The sequence below is a fragment of the Nonomuraea sp. B10E15 genome, from assembly GCF_039871615.1.
Lineage (GTDB): Bacteria > Actinomycetota > Actinomycetes > Streptosporangiales > Streptosporangiaceae > Nonomuraea.
This window is the reverse complement of sequence record NZ_JBDPMB010000001.1, coordinates 535,432-559,123: the sequence shown is the minus strand read 5'-3', so window position 1 is coordinate 559,123 and position 23,692 is coordinate 535,432. Positions and strand designations below refer to the sequence as shown.

The following is a 23,692-nucleotide window of genomic DNA, read 5'->3' as shown; positions in this document are numbered from 1 at the left end:
GGTCATTTCTTATCTCTTGCGCATCGTCACCATCCCAACTGTATTCATGCGGACCGGGCCGGGAATTCCCGTCATGAACGAGGGATGGCGATACGTAGATTTCCCGATGCTTTACGGACCGGTTGCGCCTATTGTCAGCAAGATCGAGCGCCTTCGGAGAAGGTGGGTCCATGCGTACGCTGCCCGTGTTCCTGTCGTTGTTGTCAGGCCTGCTCATGACCGCGACGTCCGCCGCTCCGGCAGGCGCGGCGGCGAGGCCGGCGAAGGTCGTCCCCGACGTCGTCTTCCAGCGGGCCGACTTCGCCACCGGCACGCCCGAGGGCACCGCGGCGGGCGACGGGCTGACGTTCGGCTCGGCCGCGGGCACCGTCTCCTACACCGACGCGCTCGGCACCAGGACCTGGGAGTACACGCGCTGGACGGGCCCCGAGCGGGCCGTCGGGTTCCCCGCCACCGAACTGATCGCCTCCTGGACGGCGGTCGTCCCGGCGGGCTCGTGGATGCAGGTCGAGACCCGCGCCAGGAACGCCGAGGGCCTCACGAAGTGGTATTCGCTGGGCAGGTGGGCGTACGCGGACGGCGACATCCGCCGCACGTCGGTGCGCGGGCAGGGCGACGACGACGCGTCGGTGGCCGTGGACACCCTGGTCGCGGCCGCGGGCAAACCCGTGACCGCCTACCAGCTGCGGCTGACCCTCTACCGCGCGCCCGGCTCCTCGGCGACGCCGCGGGTGCGCACGTCCGGCGTCATGGCCTCCAACGTGCCCGACCGCGCGACGGTGCCGGTCAGCCCCGGCGGCGGCGCGTGGGGCACCGAGCTGGACGTGCCGCGCCGCTCCCAGAACGTGCACCAGGGCCACTACCCGGAGTGGGACGGCGGCGGCGAGGCATGGTGCAGCCCGACCTCGACCACCATGGTCCTCGGCTACTGGGACAGGTGGCCCAGCGCCCAGGACACCTCCTGGGTCGACCCCTCCGATCCCGACCCCGAGGTCGACTACGCCGCCCGCCACACCTACGACCACGCGTACGAGGGCGCGGGCAACTGGCCGTTCAACACCGCCTACGCGGGGCGGTACGGGATGGACGGGTTCGTCACCCGGCTGCGCTCGCTGACCGAGCTGGAACTCCTGATCAAGGCGGGCATCCCGGTCGTCACCTCGCAGTCGTTCAAGGCGAGCGAGCTGCCCGGTGCCGGCTACGGCACCAACGGTCACCTCATGGCGATCGTCGGCTTCACCTCCGGCGGCGACGTGATCGCCAACGACCCGGCCTCCTCCTCCAACTCCGCCGTACGCCGCGTCTATCCGCGCGCGAACTTCGAGAACGTGTGGCTCCGCGGTTCGAGCAGCGGCGGCGTGGCGTACGTCATCCACCCGCCCGGCCACACCCTGCCCGCCACGACTCCCGGGCTGCCCGCCAACTGGTGACGACCGACTCGACGGCGGGCGGAGACCTGCGTACCCTGTCACCCGGGGAAGGCGGGCCAGCCCGTTCGATTCCCTGCGTACAACGCCGATCGGGGGGTCGTCCGGTGAGCTGATGTCGCTGCGCACGGCGCCCTCGACGCCCGTGCCTGACCCATCTCCCCAATGCCGTGGAGCGCCGGATGACCGAGGACGATGCTGCGACGCTCGAGAAGACCCGGCTGGTGTGGCCTCCACGGCGAAGCGGGCCTTCCCTGCTGCTGGCGGACGAAGGCGCCCGCGTGCTGGTCGCGGGCACGGGCGCGCACCGCGCGCCGTCGCGGCTGCCGCAGGTGCCCGCCGTGCCGCCGACCGTCAACGACGTCGCCCAGTGCCTGGTGGAGCGGGCGGGCCTGGCCGCGTCCGGCCTGAACGTGCTGCTCGACCCGGCGACGCCGGCCGCGCTGGGCGAGGCGCTCGATCGGGCGGCGCGCGAGGCCACGTCCGTGCTGATGTTCCACTACGTCGGCCACGTCGTGTCCGGGCCTGACGACGAGCCGCACCTGGCTACGCAGGCCACCGTCGACCTCGGCGACGGGGTGCCCGGCTACCAGGCGCTCCCCTGGTCCGCGGTGCGCGACATCCTGGCGTCCTCGCGGGCCGGGCTGACCGTCGTGGTCCTCGACTGCTGCTTCACCGGCGCCGGCCGGCCCGTGCCGGCCACGGCGATGGAGAAGGTGATCGACGCGTCCTGGCCGGGCGCTCACGTGCTCGCGTCGTCCGCGAAGGACGAGAACTCGTGGGCGCTGCCCGGCGTCCGCCACACGGCGCTCAGCGGGGCGCTGCTGCGGCTGCTGAACGAGGGGGACCCCGCGGGACCTCACGACTTAACCCTCGACCACGTCCATCACCACCTGGCCCGCGTGCTCCCCGAAGGAGGGTTCCCCCGCCCGCGCAGCCAGGCCGCCGGCCGGCCGGCCACCCTGGCCGAACACCCGCCGCTCGCGCCCAACCCCGCCCAGACGAGCCGCCGCCCCCAGGCGGGCCCGCCGATCGCCTCGCCGGGCGACCTGTCCAGCCCCTACCGCGGCCTGGTCCCCTACACGGCCGAGCAGGCCGAGCTGTTCTTCGGCCGGGAGAGCGCGACGAGGTCCCTGGCCACGCGGGTGCGGCAGGCCCTGCGGGAGGACCCTCCGCCCGTCGTCGTCGGCTCGCAGGCGTTCGAGGCCGGCGGGCCGCTCATCGTCACCGGCGCCTCGGGCTGCGGGACGTCGTCGCGTGCTCGCGGGCCGGGCTGGTGCCCGCCGTGCGGCGCGACCTCGGTGACGAGCTGTCGTGCCTCGTGCTGACCCCCGGCGCGGAGCCGACGGCGGCGCTGGCGCGCGAGCTGGCGGCGCTGGGCGGCAGCGCGCCCGACCGGCTGCGCGCGGCCATCGATTCCGATCCGGGCGCGGCGCGGCGGGCGCTCACGGGCGTCAGGGGACGCACGCTGCTGGTGGTCGACCAGTTCGAGGAGCTGTTCATCGCCTGCACCGACGAGCGGGCCCGGCGCCGGTTCGTCGAGGCGCTCTCCGGGCTGTCCAGGAACGTGGCCGTCGTGCTCGCCGTGCGCGCCGACTTCTTCGGGCGCTGCGCGGCCTACCCCGGCCTCCTGGAGGCCATGAAGCGGCCCGAGATCGTCTCGCCCATGACCGGGGCCGAACTGCGCGCGGTGATCGAACAGCCCGCCCTGCGCTCCGGCCTCTCGCTCGAGCCCGGGCTCACCGACCTGCTGCTGGAGGATCTCCAGGCGAACGCCGACGCGCTCGAACGGTCGGGCGGCCCGCTGCCGCTGCTCTCCCACGCCCTGCTGGCCACCTGGCAGCGGCGTTCCGGCGGCACGCTCACCATGGCCGGCTACCGGTCGGCCGGCGGCGTCACGGGGGCGCTGGCGTCGAGCGCCGAGGACACCCTGCGAGGGCTCGGCGCGGAGTTCGAGCCGATGGCGCGCGACCTGCTGATCCGGCTGGTCCAGGTGGACGACCAGATCGGCGGTACGAAACGCCGGGTCGCGCTCGCCGAACTGCTGCCGGGCAACCCGTCGGTGGCCGGGCAGGTGCTGGCCGAGTTCGTCCGCACCCGGCTCGTCACCGTGCAGAACGACGAGGCGGAGATCACCCACGAGGCGCTCATCCGAGCCTGGCCCAGGCTCGGCGGCTGGATCGACGCCGGCCGCGCCGGGCTGCTCGTCCAGCGCCGCCTGACCGAGGACGCCCGGCTCTGGCAGCAGCAGGAGCAGGACCCCGCCTACCTGTACGACGCGGGCCGTCTCGCGGCCGCGCTGGCGGCGGTGGGCGGCCGCCCCGCCTCCCACGGCGACGTGCCAGGTCCTGCGGGCACCGGCGGCGCCGCGCCCCCCGGCCCGGCGCCCGCCGAGGACGTGATCGCCCGGACGGAGCGGGAGTTCCTCGACGCGTCGGAGCGGCGGCAGAACCGCCGCGTGCAGATCGCCCGCGGGGTGATCGCCGCCCTCTCTGTGCTCCTGCTCGTGGCCGCGGTCGGCGCCGTGGTGGCGCTGGTGCAGCGAGGCCAGGCGAGCAGCCGGGCCACGACGGCGGCCACGCAGCGCGACCAGGCCCTGTCGCGCCAGGTCGCCGCGACCGCCGGCCGCATGCCCGACACGTCGCTCGCGGCGCAGCTCGCGCTCAGCGCCTTCCAGGTCTCGCCCACGGCGGAGGCCCGCGGGGCGCTGCTGAGCACGCTCTCGCGCCCGATCGGCGCGCGGCTCGTCGGGCACACCGCGCCCGTCGAGCGGGTGGTCTACCGCCCCGACGGCCGGGTGGCCGCGACCGCGTCCAGTGACCAGACCGCCCGGCTCTGGAACGTCGCCGACCCCCTCCGCCCGAAGGCTCTGGGCGTTGTGCAGGGCCACACGGGCGGCGTGGAGGCGGTGGCGTTCAGCACGGACGGGAAGATCCTCGCCACCGGGTCCGCCGACAAGACCGCCCGGCTGTGGGACGTCTCCGGCACCGCCAGGCCCGGAGCCATGGCCACGCTCAAGGGGCACAAGGAGCGCGTGCTCTCCGTGGCGTTCAGCCCCAAGGGCAGCATCATGGCCACCGCGTCCGCCGACCGGACCGTCCTGCTGTGGGATCTCGCCGACCCGCGCAAGCCCAAGCGGGTCGCCGTGCTGCAGCAGAGCTCCGACATCTCCGAGGTGGCCTTCAGCCCCGACGGCAGCCTGATCGCCGTGACGTCGTCCACCGGCGGCGTCGCGCTGCTCGACGTGCGCACCCCCGCCAAGCCGACCAGCCTGGCGACCCTGCCCGCGCAGGACGGCGCGGTCAGGAGCGTGGCGTTCTCCTCCGACGGCGTCTACCTCGCCACCGGCTCCGACACCGGCAAGGTGCACGTGTGGAACGTCACCGCCACCAAGCTCGTCGGCACGGCGAGCGGGCACGGCTCGGCGGTCGGTGACGTGGCGTTCAGCCCCGACGGCAAGATCCTGGCCAGCTCCTCCACCGACGGCACCGCCCGCGTGTGGGATCTGTCCAGCCCGAGCTCGCCGCAGGCCGTCGCCACGCTGGCGGGCGCCGGCGGCACGGTCACCGGCGTGGCGTTCAGCCCGAACGGCCAGAACCTCGCCACCTCCGGCGTGGACGGCACGACCCGCCTGTGGAACGTCGCCAACGCCGCCCGTGTCTCGCCGCGCGCCAGGCTCACCGGCCACACGTCCGCCGTCGGCGGGCTGGCCATGTCGAAGGACGGCGACACCCTCGCCACCGTCTCCGACGACGAGAGCGTGAAGTTGTGGAACGTCTCCGACCCCGCGGTGTCCACGCCGCTGTCGACGCTGTCGGGTCACACCGCCGCCGTCGTCGCGGCCTCGTTCGCCCCTGACGGCAAGCACCTGCTCACGGCCTCGCTCGACAGGACCGCGCGGTTGTGGGACGTCTCCGAGCCCGCCACGCCCAAGCTCGTGGCCACGCTCAAGGGGCACACGGACGGCGTGCGGTCGGCGGCGTACAGCCCTGACGGCAAGAAGGTCGTGACGGCGGGCAAGGACGGCAAGCTCTACCTGTGGGACGTGTCCACGCCCGCCGCCCCCAAGCGGGTGGCGGCGCCGGGCGTGGCCGACGAGATGCTCGACACGGTGGCGTTCCGGCCGGACAGCCGCGTCATCGCGACCGGCTCGCGCTCCTCCCACCTGCGGCTGTGGGACGTGTCCACGCCCGCCGAGCCGCGCCGGCTGGCCGACGTCCCCGCCCACACCGGCGGCGTGCTCGACGTTCGGTTCAGCCCGGACGGCAAGACGCTCGCGACGACGGCCACCGACGGCACGACCCGTCTCTGGGACGTCGCTCAGCCTGAACGGCCGCGACGGTTGTCGATCCTGCCCGGGCACTCCGCCGACGTGACCGCCGCCGCGTTCGCCGCGAACGGGAGGACGCTCGCCACGGCGTCACGCGACGACACCATCCGGGTGTGGAACGTCGCCGACCGCGCCCGGCCGGTGTTGTGGGCGGTGCTCACGGGGTCGGGCTCGGTCAACGACGTCGAGTTCGGCCCGGAGGGCACGGTTCTGGCGGGCACCTCCGGCGTCGCGGCCCAGCTGTGGGGGCTGGACGTGGAGCAGGCGCGGGCGAACGTCTGCGAGACCTCGGGGATGACGATCACCAAGGCCGAGTGGGCCCACTACCTTCCCGGCATCCCGTACAAAACACCCTGCGCGGCCTGACCCGCTGCCGCTCACCCCTGAAGGGATCCTGGGAGTAGCCCACCCACCCTCCGGGCTCCTGCTCGGGCGGCTCCTGTCCTAGCCTCGAAGGTATGAACAGGGACAACCTGCTCGGCCAGTTCCTGCGAGCCCGCCGCGAGCTGCTCCAGCCGGAGGATCTGGGCCTGCCGCCGGGCACGCGCCGCCGGGTGGCGGGGCTGCGCCGCGACGAGGTGGCCCAGCTGGCGGGCGTGAGCACCGACTATTACGTACGGCTGGAGCAGGGCCGCGAGCGCCACCCGTCCGCGCAGGTGGTCGACGCGCTGGCCCGCGCCCTCGCCCTGGAGGAGGACGCGGCCGCCCACCTGCTCCGGCTGGCCGGTGCGTCCACCGGGCGGCGGCGGGCGGCTCCCGGACGCGAGCAGGTCAGCCCGTACCTGCTGCGCATGATGCGGGCCTGGCCGCACACGCCGGCGGTCGTGCTGGGCCCCCGCCTGACCGTGCTGGCGGGCAACGCCCTGGGCAAGGCCCTGTTCGCCGGCCACGCCCACAGCGACGACCTGGTGCGGCTGGTGTTCCTCGACGAGGACGCGCGGGACTTCTATCCCGACTGGGACCGGGTGGCCGTCAACACCGTCGCCGGGCTGCGCGCGGCGGCCGGCACCGACCCCGACGACCCGCGGCTGATCGAGGTGGTGGGCGAGCTGTCGCTCAGGAGCGAGGCCTTCCGCACGTTGTGGGCCCGCCACGACATCCGCCAGAAGACCCACGAGACCAAGCGGTTCCGGCACCCGCTGGTGGGCGAGCTGACGCTCCACTACGAGTCGCTGACCGTGAACGGCGCCCCCGGCCAGCAACTGGTCGTCTACCAGGCCGACCCGGGCAGCCCTTCCGAGGAGGCACTGGCCCTGCTGGGCAGCCTGACGGCCGAGCAGGAGGTACGGCGCCCGGCGCACGCCGCCGAACGACCGCCCGCCACCGAGGACTGATCCCCCACACCAGCCACGCGCCCGCCCCGATGGCCGGCGCGCCGATTTGTCATGCCAGAAAACGCCCGACAACACCCACACCGACCACGCCGACCACGCCCGCACACGACCGACAAGCACCGGCCACCGGCCACCGGTTACGACCACGCCCACTGACACGCCCGCTCACACGCACGACGACCACGCACGACGACCACCACGTGAACACGTGGAACACCACTCTGGAGTGACTCCTCGTATGACCACCAATGACACGCCCGTCTGGTTCATCACCGGCTGCTCCACCGGTCTCGGCCGGGCGCTGGCCGACGCCGTCCTGGCGGGCGGCGGGCGCGCGGCCGTCACCGCCCGCGACCCGGCGCAGGTCGCGGACCTGGCCGCGCGCCACGGAGACCGGGCCCTGGCTCTGCCGCTCGACGTCACCGACCAGGACCAGATCAAGGAGGCCGTCACCCGGGCGGAGTCCGTCTTCGGCCGCATCGACGTCCTGGTCAACAACGCCGGGTACGGCTATCTGGCCGCCGTCGAGGAGGGCGAGGACGACGAGGTCCGCGCGCTGTTCGACACGAACGTCTTCGGCCTGCTCGACGTCACCAAGGCCGTGCTCCCCGGCATGCGCGCCCGCCGCGCCGGCCACGTCGTGAACGTCTCCTCGCTCGGCGGGCTGGCGGCCTTCGGCGCGACCGGCTACTACCACGCCACCAAGTTCGCCGTGGAGGGAGTGTCGGAGTCGCTGGCCGCGGAGGTGGCTCCCCTGGGCATCAAGGTCACGATCGTGGAGCCCGGCGCCTTCCGTACCAACTGGTCCGGCCCTTCCATGCGCCAGTCCCCCGTGCGGATCGACGACTACGCGCAGACGGCGGGCGCGCGCCGCGCCGCCACGCTGGCGACCTACGGCAAACAGCCCGGCGACCCCGAGCGGGCGGCTCAGGCGATCATCGCCGCGGTCGGAGCCGATGCGCCGCCGCTCCGCCTGTTGCTGGGCAGGGCGGCGTACGACGTGGCCTCGGCCCGGCTGGACACCCTCAGAACCGGCTTCGACACCTGGCGTGACCTCACGCTCAGCGCCGACTTCCCGGCGTAGGGCGGCAGCCCGGAACCAGCCGGCGTACCGAAACGAAGGAACGATGACATGACCACCACTGAGAAGATCGTCCTGATCACCGGTGCCAGCAGCGGCATCGGCCAGGCCACCGCGCTGCGGCTGGCAGCCGACGGGAACCACGTCGTCATCGGCGCCCGCCGCACGGACCGTCTCGATGAGCTCGCCGGCCGGATCGAGGAGGCCGGCGGCACGGTCGACGTGCGGCGCCTCGACGTGACCGACCGCGAGGACGTCGCCGCGTTCACCGACGCCGCCGCCGAACGGCACGGCCGGATCGACGTGATCGTGAACAACGCGGGCGTGATGCCGCTGTCCCGGCTCGACTCCCTGCTGGTGGAGGAGTGGAACCGGATGATCGACGTGAACGTGCGCGGCCTGCTGCACGGCATCGCCGCCGCGCTCCCGCACTTCCAGCGCCAGGGCGGCGGCCATTTCGTCACCGTCGCCTCCATCGGCGCCCACCAGGTGGTGCCGACGGGCGCGGTCTACTGCGCCACGAAGTACGCCGCCTGGGCGATCACCGAGGGCCTGCGCCTGGAGCTCGACCCGAGCATCCGCGTCACCACCGTCTCGCCAGGCGTGGTGGAGTCCGAGCTCGCGGACACCATCACCGAGGCCGGCGCCCGGGAGGCGATGCGCACCTACCGGGCGGACTCCATCCCGCCCTCCGCGATCGCCGACGCCATCGCGTACGCGGTCGGCCAGCCGCCGGAGGTGGACGTCAACGAGCTGATCATCCGCCCGGCACGGCAGCGCTGACCGGCAGCGCTGACCGGCAGCGCTGACTGGCAGCGCTGACTGGCAGGGGGGCGCGGCCCGCGTGGGAGGCTGGTGGATCGTGTTCACTTCCGAGGCGTCTGCGCACCAGCCCGCCGCCCGCCGCCTGGTCCTCGTCGCGGGGCAGGAGGGCGCGGGCAAGACCACGATCATCCGCGCGCTGCTGCCGCACACGCCGTACGGGGCTCGGGTCGACGGCGAGGACCTGGGCCAGGTCAATCCATGCCACTACGACGAGGCGTTCTGGCACCTGCTCCGGTCCAACGTCGCGGTCCTCGTCCGCAATTGAGGCGCCGTAAAGGATCGGTCGGCGTGCAGGCGAGAACGCCTGGTCACCGCCGCGCCTTCGGGGGATTTCCGTCGTTCCGTGAGAAGTTCGTGCCAGGGGACGGAACGCCCAGAAGGAACTCAAATGCGACACGATCATGAGGGCCGGCGGGTCAGCCGGCGGCGGCTGATCGCCGGTGTCAGCTCGCTCGGGCTCGGCGGCCTGCTGTCGGCCTCCGGTGCCAGGGCCGGCACGGTCAACACGGATCTCTCCTCGCTGCTCGCCGACGCCGGCACGTGCACGCTGACGCCCAGCGCGACGCAGGGACCCTTCTACTTCGACGCCGGAAAGATCCGCAGCGACATCCGCGAGGGCAAGCCGGGCGTGCGGCTGCGGCTGGGCATCAGGATCCAGGACAGCGCGACGTGCCGGCCGGTGCGCGACGCCGTGGTGGAGATCTGGCACTGCGACGCCGCCGGTCTGTACTCGGGGGCCGAGCACGAGTCGAAGAGCGGCAGCCTCGGCATGCCGCTCATGACCGATATGACGCCCACGGACGACAAGCGTTACCTGCGGGGCGCCCAGGTCACCAACTCCGACGGCATCGTGCAGTTCACCACGATCTGGCCGGGCTGGTACCCCGGCCGCACCGTGCACATCCACGTCATGGTCCACGTCAGCGACCGGCGCGTTCTGTGCACGCAGCTGATGTTCGACGAGTCGCTCAACGCCGCGGTCCTGGCGAGGCCCCCGTACTCCGCGAACCCCGGGCGCGACACGGTCAACGAGAAGGACGAGGACTACCGCGACGGCATGCTCATGACGGTCGTGGAGGACGGCGACGGCTACCTGGGCGCGATCGCCCTGTCGGCCGACCCCGGCCGGGACGGCCGCTAGACCCGCCGGACGACGCGCAGCAGGTATTCCCTCCTGTTGAGCGGGTTGTGATCGGTGCGCGGGCGCTCGGGAACCGGCCCGCGTACGGGCTGGTAGCGGTCGAAGTCGCACTCCAGCACGCCCTCGCCCCGCGTCAGCCCCGGCAGCTGCTGCTCCAGGGCGTGCACCCCGGCCACCGGGATGTCGCCCGCCAGCATGCCGGGGAACTGGGCGCGCGGCACGGCGCCCAGCCGGGCCAGCACGGGCAGCACCTGACCGGCGGTGTCCGCGGGCAGGTCGATGCGGAAGCTCTGCATCGGCTCCTCCACCATGGTGCCGGCCTGCGCCAGCGCGCTCATCAGGACCAGCGGCGTCAGGTTGCGGAAGTCTCCCGCGGTGCTCGACATGCTCTTGTCGAACCCTCCTCCCATGTGGCTCTGCCTGGCCCAGTAGCCGGTGTGGGTCAGCGTGACCACGCAGTCGACGACCTGCCAGCCGTGCAGGCCCTCACGGAGCGTCTCGTGCACGGTCTCCTCGATCGTCTTCATGAACGCGTACGGCAGCGAGCCCAGCTCCACCTCCAGCCGGAACTCCACCCCGCCGCCGCGCGGGCCCCGCTCGACGCGCAGCCCGACGGTGGCGAGGAACGGGTTGGGATCCTTGGCGATCACCTCGACCGCGGCTCCCGTGCCGATCGGCCGCTCGACGCAGATCGTGGTCGTCTCACGGAAGGCGACGTCGATGCCGTAGTCGTCGCGCAGCGTGGCCTCGATGACCTCCTTCTGCACCTCGCCGTAGAGGGAGACCGACACCTCCTGGCGCACGTCGTCCTGGCGCAGGGAGATCAGCGGGTCCTGCTCGGCGAGCTGGGCGAGGGCCACGTGGAGCGCGCCACGGTCGCCGGGCCGGACCGGCGTCACCACCGACTCCAGCGCCGGCGGCGGGAAATGGCCCTGCGCCTCGGCCTTGCGCGGCAGGCCGATCGTGTCGCCGATGCGGACGTCGGCCAGGCCCCACAACCGGGCGATGCGGCCCGCGCCCACCCCGGGGCCCGGCGCCGCGCCGCCCCGGTCGAAGACGCTGATCGCGGTGACCTTCCCCTCGCGGGGCGCGCCGGGCTCCCCCTCACGGGCGAAGCTCAGCCGGTCGCGGGTGCGGATCGTGCCGGAGAACATGCGCACGTAGGCGATCTTCTCCCCCGCCGGGCCGCGTTCGACCTTGAAGACCGTACCGGACAGCGGGCCCCCGAGATCGCCCTCGGCGGCCGGGAGCAGCTCCTCGATGCCGGCGATCAGCGCGTCGACGCCGGCGCCGGTGATCGCCGAGCCCGAGAACACCGGGTGCGCCAGCGCCTCCCCCGTCTGGGCGGCGAGCTCGGCGCGGAGCCTTGCGTACGAGACGGAGCTCTCGTCGTGCACGTACGCGGCCAGCAGCGCCTCGCTCTGGTCCGCGAGCACGTCGAGCAGACGGCCGGCGAAGGCGGGCTCGTCGCCGAACGGCGTGAAGGACGCGCGGGCCGTGCCGTGACCGGCGGCCGAACCCATGGAGACGACGGCCGGGCAGAGCTTCTCGGCGAGCTCGCCCAGCACCCGGCCGGAGTCCGCGCCCCGGCGGTCGATCTTGTTGATGAAGATCAGCGTGGGGATGCCCAGCCGGCGCAGCGTGCGCATGAGCACGCGGGTCTGCGGCTGCACGCCCTCCACGGCCGAGACGACCAGGACCGCGCCGTCGAGCACGCTCAGCACGCGCTCCACCTCGGCGATGAAGTCGGGGTGGCCGGGCGTGTCGATGAGGTTGACCGTGGTGTCTCCGACGACGAACGAGACCACCGCGGACTTGATCGTGATGCCGCGCTGCCGCTCCAGGGCCAGGGAGTCGGTCTGGGTGTTTCCGTCATCGACGCGGCCGGGCTCGTCGATGACGCCGGCGGCGTGCAGCAGCCGCTCGGTCAGGCTGGTCTTACCGGCGTCTACGTGCGCGAGGATCCCGAGATTGAGGATGGGCACCGAACGTCATGTCCTTCACTGAGATGGGGCTTCCTTCCTGGGTGGACATGACAGGTGCTCGCATGGTGGTGCTCCTTCTGATCGTTGGGCTGAGGTCAGCACACCAGAGCCGCGACCGGCTGGCAAACGAATTTTTCGTACGCTATGATTTGGGCACATGCCCAAGTCAAACGTCCAGAAAGCACGGAAGATGCCCCCAACCTCCGCGGTACGCGGCAGAGCCACCCGGCAGCGGCTGCTCGACGCGGCCGTCAGCCTCGTGCCCGAGGTGGGGTGGGGCGGCGTCACCACCCGGCTGGTCGCCGAGCGGGCCGGGGTGGCGCCCGGCGTCGTCCACTACCACTTCGCCTCCGTGACCGACCTGCTCGTCGAGGCCGGGATCGCCTTCACCGGAGGGCTGCTCGACAGCCTCGCCGACGAGCTCTGCGCCCGCCCCCGCATCGGCGAGGGCGTCGACTGGCTGCTGGGTGAGCTGTCGCGCTACGGCGGCACGGATCCCGCCTCCCTGCTGGTCGTGGAGATGTTCCTGGCCTCGACACGGCTGCCCGAGCTGCGCGGGCGGCTGGGCGGGCAGATAGCCGCGTTCCGCTCCCACGTCGCGGCGTGGCTGGCGGAGTCGGGCTACCAGGGCGACGCGACGACCGCGGCCGCGATGCTGGCCGCGGCGCTCGACGGCGTCGTCCTCCACCGTTCGCTCGACCCGGACCTCGACGTGGCGGCGATGGCAGTGCCGCTGCGGACCATGCTGGGCATCCCGCCCGGAGAGGAGACGACGTGAAAGCCCTCATCTGCGGGGCCGGCATCGCCGGGGTGACGCTGGCCTGGCACCTCGAACGCGTCGGCTGGGAGGTGGAGCTGGTCGAGCGCGCGGCGGCGTTCCGCGACGGCGGCTACATGATCGACTTCTACGGTCCCGGCCAGCAGGTCGCCCGGCGGATGGGGCTGATGCCCCGGCTGCTCGACGTCCGCCACCCGGTGCGTGAGATCCGCTACGTCGACCGGCACGGCCGCCGGACCAGCGGCCTGACGTTGCCCTCCGGCCTGGACGACGTGCTGAGCCTGCTCCGCGGCGACCTGGCGCGGGCGATCTCCGCCGAGGTGCGCGCACCCATCACGTACGGCACCAGCGTCGAGTCGTTCGACCAGCACGCCGACGGCGTGTCGGTGCGGCTGACGGACGGCACGTCACGTGCGGCCGACCTGCTCGTGGGGGCCGACGGCGCCCGTTCACGGGTGCGCGAGCTCGCCTTCGGCGACGTGGCGCCGCGTTTCCTCGGTCACCACGTGGCCGCCTTCACCCTCCGGGACGCGCGGCTCAGCGCGCAGATCGGCACGCGCTACCAGATGCTCACCGAGCCCGGTGTGATGGCCGGCGCGTACGCGCTGGGCGACGACCGGCTGTCCCTGCTGTTCCTGCGCCGCGACCCCGACCCGGCGCTGCCGGAGGACCCCGCGGCGGCGCTGCGCCGCGGTTTCGGTGAACGCGGCTGGATCCTGCCGGACGTGCTGGCCCGCTGTCCCGGCCCGCCCGAGCTCTACTACGACCTGGTGACGCAGGTCGAGATGGAGCGCTGGCACGAGGGGCGGGTCGTGCTCGTGGGCGACGCCTGCCAGGCGGTGTCGCTGTTCGCCGGGCAGGGGGCGTCGATGGCCATGGCCGGGGCGTGGGTCCTGGTCGACGAGCTCACCGCGGGCGGCGACCTGCCCGGCGCGCTCGGCCGCTACCAGGAGCGCATGGCGCCGGGCATCGCCGAGGTCCAGGACTCAGGGCGGCGGTTCATCGCGTGGATGGCCCCGTCGCACCGGTGGCGGATCGCCGTACGCGACCTGATGCTCCGGCTGGCCGCCCTGCCGGGAGCCGGTCGCCTGTTCGTCAACTCGCTCAGTCCGGGCGGCCACCGCCTGATCAGCGGCCGCTCGCACGTCCTCGAAAGCGTGCGTGAGGACTGACCCGTCCTCACGCACGACGTGCTTCTGCCGCGCGCGACGCCGGCCGCCGCGCTCGGGACACCTTCACGCCGCGGAGCCGGCCTCGTCCTCCTCGCCCCTGTCGCCGTGCCGCCGCCCGGCCCGGTCGAGTTCCTGCTTGGCGATCCTGAAGCGGGCGCAGCGCGCTTCCAGCTCGCGTTCGTCGTCTGCGTTCGGTTGGTCGATCATGTCGAACGACGTGATCACACCTCACCCGCGGAAGCGCCCGCCTTGGCGGAGTCTTGTGACTCCAGCGACTCGACCGTGCCCCGCTCGCCGTCGACCCTGATGCGGTCGCCGTCGCGCAGCCGCATGGTGGCGTTGCCGGTGCCGACCACGGCCGGGATGCCGAGCTCGCGGGCGACGATCGAGGCGTGCGACAGCGGCGCCCCCAGGTCGGTCACCACGGCGGCGGCCCGCGGGAACATCGGCGTCCAGCCGACGTTCGTCAGCGTCGTGACCAGGATCTCGCCCGGCTTGAGCCGCTCGCTCTCCTCGGGACCCGAGAGCACGCGGGCGACGCCCTCGACCACGCCGGGCGCGCCGGGGAAGCCGGTCACGGTGTCGCTCACCGTGACGGAGGACCCGCGCGCGTCGTGGAGGTCGGCCCGGCGGCCGGGGTCGGCGGCCCAGCGCACCGGGTCGAAGTGGCCGACGATCAGCGCCGGGTAGGGCGGCAGCGCGGCGTACCGCTCGTAGGTGGCCCGCCGCACGGGCACCCGCTCCAGCGCCGCCTGGTCGCCGCGCAGGAGGGCGAGCAGCTCCTCCAGGTACAGGAAGAACACGTCGTCGCCGTGTCCGGTCAACTCCCCCGCGCGTACGGCGAAGGCCCGCAGCACCCAGAAGGCCCTGATGTTCTCGGAACGGGTCGACTCGCGGTCGCGCACCACGGCGCTCCACCGCTGGACCCGGGCGCGCATCCCGGCCTCCTTGCGGGGATAACGCTCGGCGAACCGCGCCCACGCCTCCTCCCTGGCCCTGGCCTGCCGGGTGAGCAGCGCCTCCGTGTCGTCCCGCAGGTCGCCCAGTCCCGCGAGCTGGGCGTCGATCCAGCCGGGGTCCTCGCCGGGGCGCGGAATCGACACCTCGAACTCGTGGGCTCCGCGGTGGCCGTACGTGCGGGCGAACTCGGCTCTGGTGATCTCTCCTCTGGCCAGTCTGGACAACCCCATCACCGGGCCCAGGCTGGCCAGCTCGCCGTCGCTGTTGACCCCGGTCAGCATGGCTTCCGCGTCGAGCTCGCCCATCAGCCGGCGCAGGCGGTCGCGGGTGAAGACCAGGGTCGTGCCGCCCTGGCGGCCGGCCGCCTCCAGCATGCTGCAGGCGGTGACCGTGTGCTCGCGGATCCCCGCGTCCCACAGGGCGGCCAGCTCGGCGGCGGAGCCGGTGGCGGCGATCCTCTCCCGCAGGTCCTCGCAGCGCTGCTGGGAGGTGGCCAGGAACGCGTGCATGCCCTTGAGGTTCTTCCGCACGCGGCGGCGGATGCGCACGGCCATGGGCAGCACGCGCTTGAGGATCTCCCACCGGGAGACCTCCACCAGCGGCACGTCGAGGCCGGGCGGGACCTTGCCGAAGACCTGCTCGACCGCGCTGAGCCGGCTCTTCATGCCGAGAGCCGTGGCGATGGAGTGGACGACGCTCAGGTTCATGTAGAAGCGGCCGCCGATGTTGCCGACCAGGTCGAAGCCGGGCAGGGTCGAGGCGGACATCGCCTCGGCGATGAACAGCCGCACGAACGACCACGTCAGCGGCGTCATCACATCAGGGATGGCCTCGCCCAGGTTGCCGCCGGTCCACAGGTAGTCGCCCTTGAGGCTGTCGTTCCACTCCTCGACCTCGGAGGCGATGCCGGTGATCGGGCGGGCCTGCACGATGGCGAACGCGCCGTCGCGCGAGGCCCACTCGACGTCCATCGGCGTGCCGTAGAGCGCCTGGATCCGCGCGCCGATCCCGGCCAGCTCCACGGCCCGCGCGTCGTCGAGCACGGCAGCGCCGCGCAGGTCGCCGGGCACGGGCCGCTCCTCGGTGCCCGTGGTGGTGCGGACGGTCATCACCGTCTTGTCGGCGGTGCGCGACTGGACGACCGCTCCGCCGGACACCACCACCGTGTCGGGGGTGACCTGCCCGCCGACGACCGCCTCGCCCAGCCCCCACGAGGCGTTGATCACGATCTCGCCGCGGGCGCCGGTGACCGGGTTGGCGGTGAACATGACGCCGGCCGCGTCCGCGTCGACCAGCTCCTGCACCACCACGGCCAGTGCCACGTCGTCGTGGGGGACGCCGTTCTGGTCGCGGTAGGCGATGGCTCGCGGGTTCCACAGCGAGGCCCAGCAGCGCTTGACCGCGTCGAGCAGGGCGTCGCCCCTGATGTTGAGGTAGGTGTCCTGCTGCCCGGCGAACGACATGCCGGGCAGGTCCTCGGCCGTGGCCGAGGAGCGTACGGCGACGGGCACGTCGCCGCCGAGCGCCGCGTACGCGTGGCGGATCTCCTCGGCGATCCCGGCGGGCATGTCGTGCTCGGCGAACATGCGGGCGATCACGGCGGGGTCGGCCGAGGACGCCCTGAGGATCTCGTCGCGGAAGTCCGCCACGAACGCGCGGTAGGCGTCGGTCGTGACGTGGAACCCGCCGGGGACGGGCAGCCCGGCCCTGGCCAGCCGGGCCAGTGAGGAGCCCTTGCCACCTGCGGTCGCCAGGTCGGCGGCGGCGTCGTCGAGGGGGATCACTGCCTTCATCGCACGCTCCCTGCGGTGCTGGAGTAGTCGTTCATCGAGGCCGCCAGCTTCGTCTGCGCGATCTCCGTGACGGCGTCGAGGTAGTCGAGCGTGGCCCGTGCCACGGCGTCCGCGTCGTCGCCGGAGAGCGGGCGGCCGGTGCTCATGGTGCGCTCGATGGTGTCGGCCACGAGGGCCGCGACTTTGTCGTGGGAGGGCCGGGTGACCCCTTGCACGCCCTCGGGCATGAACAGGAACCCGTAAAGGATGGCGCCGGCCACCATGGCGTGGTCGCCCGGTTCCTCGCGCACGGCGCCGCGCTTGATCAGCTCGGCCAGGTAGGAGCCCAGAGCCGGGAGCAGCTCCTGCGCGCTCGTGCCGCGCAGCTTCTGGCGGGTCAGCTTGCCGAGCATCTCGAAGTCCTCGCCCAGCAGCGCGTGGAGCAGGGGCCGGCGCAGCAGCTCGCGGGCGAACGCGCCGTAGAGCGCGCTGAGCGTGGCGGGCCCGCCGCGGCGCACGCCGTCCAGCATGAGCACCCGCTCGCGGCGCAGCAGCGCCGTGAACAGCTCGTCGCGGGTCTTCCAGTGCAGGTAGATGGTGCCCTTGGCGACGCCGGCGTGCTTGGCCACGTCGTCGATCGTGGTCTTGTCGTAGCCCCACCGCAAAACCAGCTCGGTTGCGGCGTCGAGGATCCGGTGCGCCCGCTCGCGCTGGCGCGCCGGATCCTGTGGCGGTCGTCCTGGCTTGACCATGCATCTCACCCCGTTTGTTTGACTAGATGAGATTAAACGGTCATTAAATTATGCGCAAGCTCGTGCCGCAGTCAGCCGATCTTCGCGAGCAGCGCCTCGGCCTCGGTGGCGAACGACGCGTCGCCGGTGTCCACCGCCCTGCGCAACATCCGCCTGGCCTGCTCCAGGTCGCCCCGCTCGTACCGGATCTCGCCCAGCCGGCAGGCCGCCTCGGCCACCAGGTCCGGCTGCTCGGTCAGGCCCAGGGTCTGCTCGTAGTACCGCAGCGCCCCGTCACGGTCCCCCAGCCAGTAGCAGAGCTCGCCGAGATGCGCGGCGGCCAGCCCCGACTCGGAGTCGCCCGCGTCGATGACCCGCTGGTACCAGGTGAGCGCCTCGCCGAAGTCCCGCTCGCGCTTGGCCAGCGCGCCCAGGTACATGGCCGCCACGGCGCCGTGGTGCCCGTCTCCGGCGTCGACGGCCCTGCGGTACCACTCGCGCGCCCGCGTCCCGTCCTCGTCGTGGTAGGTCCGCCCGATCCCGATCATGGCTCGCACGGCCCGGTCGGCGTCGCCGGCGTCGACCACCCGGCGGTAGACCTCGCGGCCCTCGTCGACCTCGCCCGCCTCGACCAGCGCCTGGGCGAACGTGGTGAGCACGGTCGGGTCCCCGCCCTCCGCCGCCTCCCGCAGCGTGTGCAGCGACTGCTCGGTGTCGCCCTGGTCGCTCTGCAGCATGCCGAGCAGGCTGGCGAACACGCCTCTCGCCGGGCTGTCGGCGTCGCCCGCCTGGCGCTCGGTCAGGTCGTAGAGGGCCTCGGAGTCGCCCTCCGCGTCGAGCAGCTCGAGCAGCCTGCCGCCGGCCACGAAGCGCACGTCGGGGTTGTCGTGCTCGTGCAACCGCTCGTAGATCGCGCGGGCCTCGTCCGTACACCCGAGCTCGGCCAGCCGCTCGGCCACCCGCAGGTCGGTGAAGGGCCCGGCGCCGTCCAGCTCGTAGTACCCGCGTACGGCCTCCGGGTCCTCGCAGCGGTCGCCCAGCCCGCGGGCCGCCTCGGCGGCGCTCTCCCCCATGAGCGCGAGCACCTGCATGGCCAGCGGGTGATCGCCGCTCCCGCAGGCCTGATGGGCGAGGGTTTCGAGGTTGTTCATAGCGGTCCCGGCCAGGTCGGTGCCGGTGCCCGCGGCCACCTCGAACGCCCGCGCGGCGGCGAGATCGTCGCCCTCCTCGTGCAGCCAGACGCCGAGCTGCACGCCGCCCCTGGCCATCGCGTCCGGGTCGCCGGACTCGACGGCCAGCCGGACCTCGCGGGCCGCCCCTTCCGCGTCGCCCAGCTCGCGCAGCGCCCTGGCCAGGTCCACCCGCATGCTCGACGTGGTGGCGGGGAAGCCGGCGTCGACGCCCATGCCGTAGGCGCGCGCCGCGGCCTCCATGTCGCCCCTGGCCTTGCAGGCGTCTCCGCGCGTCCAGTAGGCCATGGCGACGGTCTCCGGGTCGCCGGTGGCCACGGCCTGCTCGGCCTCCCGCTCCAGGGCGTCGTGGTCCTGCTCCTGGAGCAGATGGACGAGCAGGTGGCGGCGGCATTCGAGATCGCCTGCCGCCGCCCCCTCGGCCAGCGCCGCGCGCACGCCGCCGGCGTCGCCCTGCTCGCCCAGCAGGTCGGCCAGGACCAGGGCGGTGGCGGGCAGCGCGGCCCTGGCCGCCTCCACGGCTCCATCGAGGTCGCCGCGGCGCCGGCGTACGACCGCGATGTCGCGCCAGGCCGTCGCGGCCGTCTCCGCCCGCTCGGTGGCCGGCAGTAAGCTCAGCTCGGCCCGGCAGTGATGGCCCTCGTTCGCGAGGACGGCGCCGAGGTCGATCCTGGCCTCCGCCGCGAGCGCCGGCTCGCCCAGCTCGGCCACCAGCTGGTAGAACGGGCCCGCCACGCCGTCGTCCATGCCCCGCGCGCTGGACATGACCTCCCGCAGGGCCTCCTGCAGGCCGGCCGGGTCCGTGCCGGCCAGCAGGTCGCGGACGCCGGGCAGGTCCTCGGCGTCGAGCGCGAGCAGCAACCCGGCCGCCGGCTCCGAGCCGGTCTGCTCCGCCAGCGCCGCCAGCGCGCCCTGCCGGTCGCCCTCCGCCGCCAGCACCCAGGGCAGCTCCTCGGGGGTGGCCCGGCCGAGGAGGTGGCGGGAGACGGCGGCGGCGTACGCGTCGTCCTCCTGTGCGGCGGCCCGCTCCAGGGCGAAGCGCGCGGACTCGCTGTCACCGGCCGCCATGAGGCAGCGGCCCGCCTCCAGCATGGTCCGCGGCTCCGAGGCCGGGTCCATGGCCGCCGCCCGCTCGAACGCCGCCCGCGCGGACTCCAGATCGCCGGTCCTGGCCAGCAGCGTGCCGCGCAGCCGTTCCGACTCCCCGGTCACCTCGGGCGGCGCGGCCGTCATGGCCGCGAGCGCGCCCTCCGCGTCGCCGTGGTCGAGCAGGAACCGGGCGAGGCGCAGCGACGCGTCCCCGCCCAGCGCCGCGGCCAGCCGCTCGCCGGCCTCGTCCACGCGCCCGCAGGCCACCAGCGCCTCGCCGAGCCCCAGGGCCACCGGGGCCCGCAGGCCCTCGTCGCCGGTCTCCGGCACCCCGGCGAAGGCCTCGGCGGCCTCGGCGTGCTCGCCGAGCTCCATCAGCGTCCGTCCCGCGGAGTGCAGCGCCACCGCGGTCAGGTGGTCGTCGCCGCCGGCAGCGGCCTGCCGCCACGCGTCGACGGCGCCGCGCTTGTCACCGGAGTCGCCACGCAGGGCGCCCAGGTAGCAGCCGGCCCGCTGCCGCAGGTCCGGATCCCCCGCCGCGACCAGCAGGGAGAGCGCCCGGTCGGCGGCGCCGGCCTGGCGGGTGCGCTGCCAGGCGTGCGCGCACTCCATCGCGAGCGCGCCGGCCATCCCCTGCGCGTCTCCCGAGGGGAACGCCGCCGCGGCGGCCTCGAAGTCCTGGCCGAGCAGCGCGTGCCCGAACCTGCTGACCTCGTCGGAGCCCAGCGCGAAGGCCGCGCGGGCGGCGTCGAGGTCGTCGAGCCTGATCCTGGTGTACCCCAGCAGCAGCGCGCTGCGCTCCCCCTCCCCCTGGGCGATCAACCGCTCGTGCAGGCGGCAGGCGGCCAGCAGGTCGCCCTGCTTCTCGTACAGGCCCGCCAGGTCGGCGGCGGCCTCCAGGCGCAGGCCCCGGTGCTCCGCCGCCGTGGCCCGCTCGTACGCGGCCCGCGCCAGGAGCGGGTCGTCCCCGGCGACGAGCCCGCCCAGCGCGTACGCCACCCAGGCCGCCAGCGCGGGATGGCCGTCCGACCAGGCCCGGCGCAGCAGCGCGGCCGCCTCGTCCGTGTCCGGCAGCACGTCCTTGCTGATCAGGGCGGTGTACGACAACGCCAGCGGGTCGCCGGAGCCCACCGCCCGCTCGAACAGCTCGGCCGCGCGGGACAGGTCGAACCCGATGGAGACCAGCACCTGGGCGAACACGGCGGTCCCGATCGCGGCCACGGCGGGGTCCGGGTGGTCCATGGTCGCGCGGTAGCGGGCCAGCCCCTCCTCCCTGCCCAGCCGCTGGTGGTCGAGCATCGCCGCGAGCACGGGGTGCGGCTCCTCGCCCGGCTCCCTCAGCAGGTGCAGCAGGAACGTCGCGCTGAACCCCTGGAGCAGGTCATAGCTCTCGGCCACGTACGCCAGCAGCTCGTCGGCCTGCTCCCGGTCGCCCTCGCCCAGCTCCAGCTCGGCCAGCGCCACCATGGCCCGCAGCGACTGCGCCGGCGCCTCCGAGTCGGCGGCCCTGCGCAGCAGCCGTCTGGCCTCGGCCAGGTCGCCGTCGCGCAGCCGGGCGAGACCGTTGTCGGTGTCCTGCAGCGCCTGCTCCTCGACGGGGTCGGGCAGCGGCTGCTGCATGGCGTCGTGGTCGAGCAGCAGCCCGGCCTTGTACGCGGCGTCGGCGTCGGCGTGCCCGGCCGCGAACGCCGTCAGCTCCATGATCTCGTCGTGGGCGCCGGGGTGCTGTTCGAGCAGGATGCCGAGCAGGGTGACGCTGACCGATGCCCACTCGCTCTCGCCGGCCTCCAGCACCGCCCGCAGCGCGGCCAGCGCCTCGGGCACCTCACCCGCCTCGGTGTGCATCTGGGCCAGGCACGCCTGGGCCTCGACGGCGTGCTCGCGCTGGCCGCTGGCGATCACCCTGTGGAAGATCACCTTGGTCTCGTCCTCGTCGCCGAGCTGCGCGGTCACCTTGGCCAGCTCGATCAGCGACGGCAACCGGATGTCGGGCCTGGGGTCCTCGGCGGCCACCCGGTAGGCGTCCGCGGAGTCGGCGTACTCGCCGAGGTCCACCAGGACGGCTCCGAGCAGCTTGTGCGCCATGGCCAGGTGGTCGGGGTGCCCGACGGCGATGGCGTGCTCGCACACCTCGCGGGCGGCGTCGAACTCCTCCGCCTCGGCGTACAGCTGGTAGAGCCGGAACGCCGACAGCGACACGATCTCGGGGTCGCCGCAGGTCAGCAGCGCCTGGTAGTCGTCCTCGCCGTCGGCCGCCTCGTACAGGTCGTGGGCCGAGGCGGGATCCTGCTCGAACTCCGGCAGTTCGAGCCGCGCGGCCAGCTCGGCCACGGCGGGGCTGTCACACCTGCGGGCACGTTCGAGCGCCTCCTGGGCGCCCTGGGCGTCGCCCAGCTGGGTGCACACCAGGACCATGGCCGTCTCGGCGAGCGCGGCCACCTCGAAGTCGGCGCCGTCGGAGGCGATCGTCAGCACGCGGTGGGCCGCCGGCCACTCCTTGGCGTTGACCAGCATCATGCCCATGGCCATGGCCGAGCGCTGCCCGAACACCGGATCCCCCGACTGGATCACCGATCGGTGCGCCGCCTCGGCGCCGTCCAGGTCTCCCTGCTCCTGCAGCACCCCCGCCAGCAGGTGGGACGCCTCCGGGTCACCCGTGGCCGCGACCTGCCTGAACAGCGCGGCGGCCTCGTCGAGATCTCCCGCCTCCCAGTGCTTCATGGCCGCGTCGAGCTGTTCTGACGCCATCGTCTCTCCAAGGTCATCCAATAATGTGAAAAAGCTACACATACGCCACGCTTGGTCACAGCCATTCCGGGATCTCGGAGCCGACGCACCGAGATGTGGAGCCGCACCGTAGCGTGGTGCCCATGGGCAACGCGTTCTGGATCGACCAGGAGTTCGACAGGGACCGTGACGGGCGCTATGCCGTACACGTGCGCAAGAACCTCGAGGAGTTCGACTGGGGTGACATCGCGCCCGTCAGGTTCGCGTGCGCGGCCTGGCGGCTGGCCACGCCGCCGTCGCTGACCCCCGGCTACGTACGGTGGGACCGCCGCGTCCTCGAGGCGACCTGCCACCGCAACACCTGGGACGGCACCCTCTACGCCCGCGTCAGGGTCGTCTCGCCGCTGCCGGAGGAGCTGACCCGGTCGCGGGCCTGGTGGCGCGACCGGGGATGGCTGGGCTGGCAGGAGACCTTCGGCCAGTACGTCGAGCCGACCCAGCAGGATCTCGCCAGGATCCCGTTCCTGCGGGCCACGCTGCTGGTCGAGGCGCCGGTGCCGCTCGACGACCTGCCGCCGGAGCCCGAGGGCCCGCACGACGAGGTCGAGCAGAGCGCCCACCGGGCGGTGGTGGTCCTGGTCCGCGAGCTCAACGCTCTGGTGTCGCCGGTGCTCGACCAGCTGGGCTGACGGGCGACCAGCCGCTCCGGCATGCCCGGCGTACGGACGGGTAGCAGGAGGCGCATGAGGTTCCCGTTCGCCGTGCCTGCGCTGGCCGTCCTCGCCGTCGCCGGCTGCTCCGTGGACACCGCCTCCCCCGCGCGGGCCGCGGAGCGTTTCCACGCCGCGATCGCCGGGCGGCAAGAGGCGAGCGCGTGCTCCATGCTCGCCCGCAGGACGGCCGAGAAGCTGCCCGGCCCCGGCCAGACCTGCGCCGACGCGCTGCGCGAGGTGCGGCTGGGCCCCGGCGGCCGGCCCACCGCGGTGAGCGTGTGGGGCGAGGAGGCCCAGGTGCGCCTGACCGGCGACACGGTCTTCCTGCACCGGTTCAGCGACGGCTGGCGGGTGAGGGCCGCGGGCTGCCGGCCGGTTCGCGACCTTCCCTACGAGTGCGAGGTGGAGGACTGATGCGAGTGATGTTCGCGCTCACC

Annotated in this window: 17 protein-coding genes; 12 read left to right on the top strand and 5 right to left on the bottom strand. The window is 73.5% G+C overall.

What is annotated here, in order from left to right:
- Positions 1-170: 170 nt before the first annotated feature.
- The 8 genes from ABGB14_RS02620 to ABGB14_RS02585 all read left to right on the top strand — a co-directional run bounded on the left by ABGB14_RS02620 (position 171) and on the right by ABGB14_RS02585 (position 10,138).
- The gene (locus ABGB14_RS02620; RefSeq protein ID WP_347641880.1) at positions 171-1,430 is read left to right on the top strand and encodes a C39 family peptidase; all 1,260 of its coding nucleotides are present in this window, start codon (positions 171-173) and stop codon (positions 1,428-1,430) included.
- A 179-nt stretch (positions 1,431-1,609) separates the two neighbouring features.
- On the top strand, positions 1,610-2,755 hold the full coding sequence (locus ABGB14_RS02615; RefSeq protein WP_347641879.1) for a hypothetical protein: 1,146 nt from the start codon (positions 1,610-1,612) through the stop codon (positions 2,753-2,755).
- A complete protein-coding gene (locus ABGB14_RS02610) occupies positions 2,713-6,123 on the top strand; it encodes a WD40 repeat domain-containing protein (protein ID WP_347641878.1) in 3,411 nt (1,136 codons plus the stop codon). The genes ABGB14_RS02615 and ABGB14_RS02610 overlap by 43 nt, the downstream gene beginning before the upstream one ends.
- A gap of 92 nt (positions 6,124-6,215) precedes the next feature.
- The gene (locus tag ABGB14_RS02605; RefSeq protein ID WP_347641877.1) at positions 6,216-7,091 is read left to right on the top strand and encodes a helix-turn-helix transcriptional regulator; all 876 of its coding nucleotides are present in this window, start codon (positions 6,216-6,218) and stop codon (positions 7,089-7,091) included.
- 238 nt (positions 7,092-7,329) lie between these two features.
- Positions 7,330-8,175 carry an oxidoreductase gene (locus tag ABGB14_RS02600; protein ID WP_347641876.1) on the top strand — a complete coding sequence of 282 codons (846 nt, stop codon included), beginning with the start codon at positions 7,330-7,332 and terminating at the stop codon, positions 8,173-8,175.
- A 48-nt stretch (positions 8,176-8,223) separates the two neighbouring features.
- Positions 8,224-8,955, top strand: a complete 732-nt coding sequence (locus ABGB14_RS02595) for an SDR family oxidoreductase (RefSeq protein ID WP_347641875.1) — start codon at positions 8,224-8,226, stop codon at positions 8,953-8,955.
- 79 nt (positions 8,956-9,034) lie between these two features.
- Positions 9,035-9,262, top strand: coding sequence for a zeta toxin family protein (locus ABGB14_RS02590; RefSeq protein WP_347641874.1), 228 nt, complete (start codon positions 9,035-9,037; stop codon positions 9,260-9,262).
- A gap of 123 nt (positions 9,263-9,385) precedes the next feature.
- Entirely contained in the window at positions 9,386-10,138 is a 753-nt protein-coding gene (locus ABGB14_RS02585) for an intradiol ring-cleavage dioxygenase (RefSeq protein WP_347641873.1), read from the top strand.
- Here ABGB14_RS02585 and ABGB14_RS02580 read toward each other — a convergent pair.
- Positions 10,135-12,123 (bottom strand): translation factor GTPase family protein, encoded by a 1,989-nt coding sequence (locus ABGB14_RS02580; protein ID WP_347641872.1) that lies wholly within the window; start codon positions 12,121-12,123, stop codon positions 10,135-10,137. The two genes, ABGB14_RS02585 and ABGB14_RS02580, sit on opposite strands and share 4 nt — an antisense overlap.
- A 190-nt stretch (positions 12,124-12,313) precedes the next feature.
- Here ABGB14_RS02580 and ABGB14_RS02575 point away from each other — a divergent pair, with 190 nt between their 5' ends.
- Positions 12,314-12,901, top strand: coding sequence for a TetR family transcriptional regulator (locus ABGB14_RS02575; RefSeq protein ID WP_347641871.1), 588 nt, complete (start codon positions 12,314-12,316; stop codon positions 12,899-12,901).
- Positions 12,898-14,073, top strand: a complete 1,176-nt coding sequence (locus tag ABGB14_RS02570; RefSeq protein WP_347641870.1) for an FAD-dependent monooxygenase — start codon at positions 12,898-12,900, stop codon at positions 14,071-14,073. Before ABGB14_RS02575 ends, ABGB14_RS02570 begins: the two co-directional genes overlap by 4 nt.
- A gap of 63 nt (positions 14,074-14,136) precedes the next feature.
- On the opposite strand, the gene ABGB14_RS02565 is transcribed toward ABGB14_RS02570, so the two are convergent.
- The 4 genes from ABGB14_RS02565 to ABGB14_RS02550 all read right to left on the bottom strand — a co-directional run bounded on the left by ABGB14_RS02565 (position 14,137) and on the right by ABGB14_RS02550 (position 22,563).
- Positions 14,137-14,280, bottom strand: coding sequence for a hypothetical protein (locus ABGB14_RS02565; RefSeq protein ID WP_347641869.1), 144 nt, complete (start codon positions 14,278-14,280; stop codon positions 14,137-14,139).
- 14 nt (positions 14,281-14,294) lie between these two features.
- A complete protein-coding gene (locus tag ABGB14_RS02560) occupies positions 14,295-16,826 on the bottom strand; it encodes a PEP/pyruvate-binding domain-containing protein (RefSeq protein WP_347641868.1) in 2,532 nt (843 codons plus the stop codon).
- Positions 16,823-17,557: a TetR/AcrR family transcriptional regulator gene (locus tag ABGB14_RS02555; RefSeq protein ID WP_347641867.1), complete on the bottom strand. Its 735-nt coding sequence runs from the start codon at positions 17,555-17,557 to the stop codon at positions 16,823-16,825. Before ABGB14_RS02555 ends, ABGB14_RS02560 begins: the two co-directional genes overlap by 4 nt.
- Positions 17,558-17,628: 71 nt before the next feature.
- A complete protein-coding gene (locus ABGB14_RS02550; protein ID WP_347641866.1) occupies positions 17,629-22,563 on the bottom strand; it encodes a tetratricopeptide repeat protein in 4,935 nt (1,644 codons plus the stop codon).
- A gap of 122 nt (positions 22,564-22,685) precedes the next feature.
- On the opposite strand from ABGB14_RS02550, the gene ABGB14_RS02545 reads away from it, so the two are divergent.
- Positions 22,686-23,231, top strand: a complete 546-nt coding sequence (locus ABGB14_RS02545) for a hypothetical protein (protein WP_347641865.1) — start codon at positions 22,686-22,688, stop codon at positions 23,229-23,231.
- A 54-nt stretch (positions 23,232-23,285) separates the two neighbouring features.
- The gene (locus ABGB14_RS02540) at positions 23,286-23,669 is read left to right on the top strand and encodes a hypothetical protein (protein ID WP_347641864.1); all 384 of its coding nucleotides are present in this window, start codon (positions 23,286-23,288) and stop codon (positions 23,667-23,669) included.
- The last annotated feature ends 23 nt before the right edge of the window (positions 23,670-23,692 follow it).

Excerpts from the sequence above, each read along its gene's own strand:
- ABGB14_RS02595 (WP_347641875.1), top strand. The coding sequence starts at position 8,224 with ATGACCACCACTGAGAAGATCGTCCTGATCACCGGTGCCAGCAGCGGC.
- ABGB14_RS02540 (WP_347641864.1), top strand. The coding sequence starts at position 23,286 with ATGAGGTTCCCGTTCGCCGTGCCTGCGCTGGCCGTCCTCGCCGTCGCC.
- ABGB14_RS02560 (WP_347641868.1), bottom strand. The coding sequence starts at position 16,826 with ATGAAGGCAGTGATCCCCCTCGACGACGCCGCCGCCGACCTGGCGACC.
- ABGB14_RS02565 (WP_347641869.1), bottom strand. The coding sequence starts at position 14,280 with ATGATCGACCAACCGAACGCAGACGACGAACGCGAGCTGGAAGCGCGC.
- ABGB14_RS02615 (WP_347641879.1), top strand. The coding sequence starts at position 1,610 with ATGACCGAGGACGATGCTGCGACGCTCGAGAAGACCCGGCTGGTGTGG.
- ABGB14_RS02605 (WP_347641877.1), top strand. The coding sequence starts at position 6,216 with ATGAACAGGGACAACCTGCTCGGCCAGTTCCTGCGAGCCCGCCGCGAG.
- ABGB14_RS02575 (WP_347641871.1), top strand. The coding sequence starts at position 12,314 with ATGCCCCCAACCTCCGCGGTACGCGGCAGAGCCACCCGGCAGCGGCTG.
- ABGB14_RS02600 (WP_347641876.1), top strand. The coding sequence starts at position 7,330 with ATGACCACCAATGACACGCCCGTCTGGTTCATCACCGGCTGCTCCACC.
- ABGB14_RS02585 (WP_347641873.1), top strand. The coding sequence starts at position 9,386 with ATGCGACACGATCATGAGGGCCGGCGGGTCAGCCGGCGGCGGCTGATC.
- ABGB14_RS02620 (WP_347641880.1), top strand. The coding sequence starts at position 171 with ATGCGTACGCTGCCCGTGTTCCTGTCGTTGTTGTCAGGCCTGCTCATG.
- ABGB14_RS02545 (WP_347641865.1), top strand. The coding sequence starts at position 22,686 with ATGGGCAACGCGTTCTGGATCGACCAGGAGTTCGACAGGGACCGTGAC.
- ABGB14_RS02555 (WP_347641867.1), bottom strand. The coding sequence starts at position 17,557 with ATGGTCAAGCCAGGACGACCGCCACAGGATCCGGCGCGCCAGCGCGAG.
- ABGB14_RS02550 (WP_347641866.1), bottom strand. The coding sequence starts at position 22,563 with ATGGCGTCAGAACAGCTCGACGCGGCCATGAAGCACTGGGAGGCGGGA.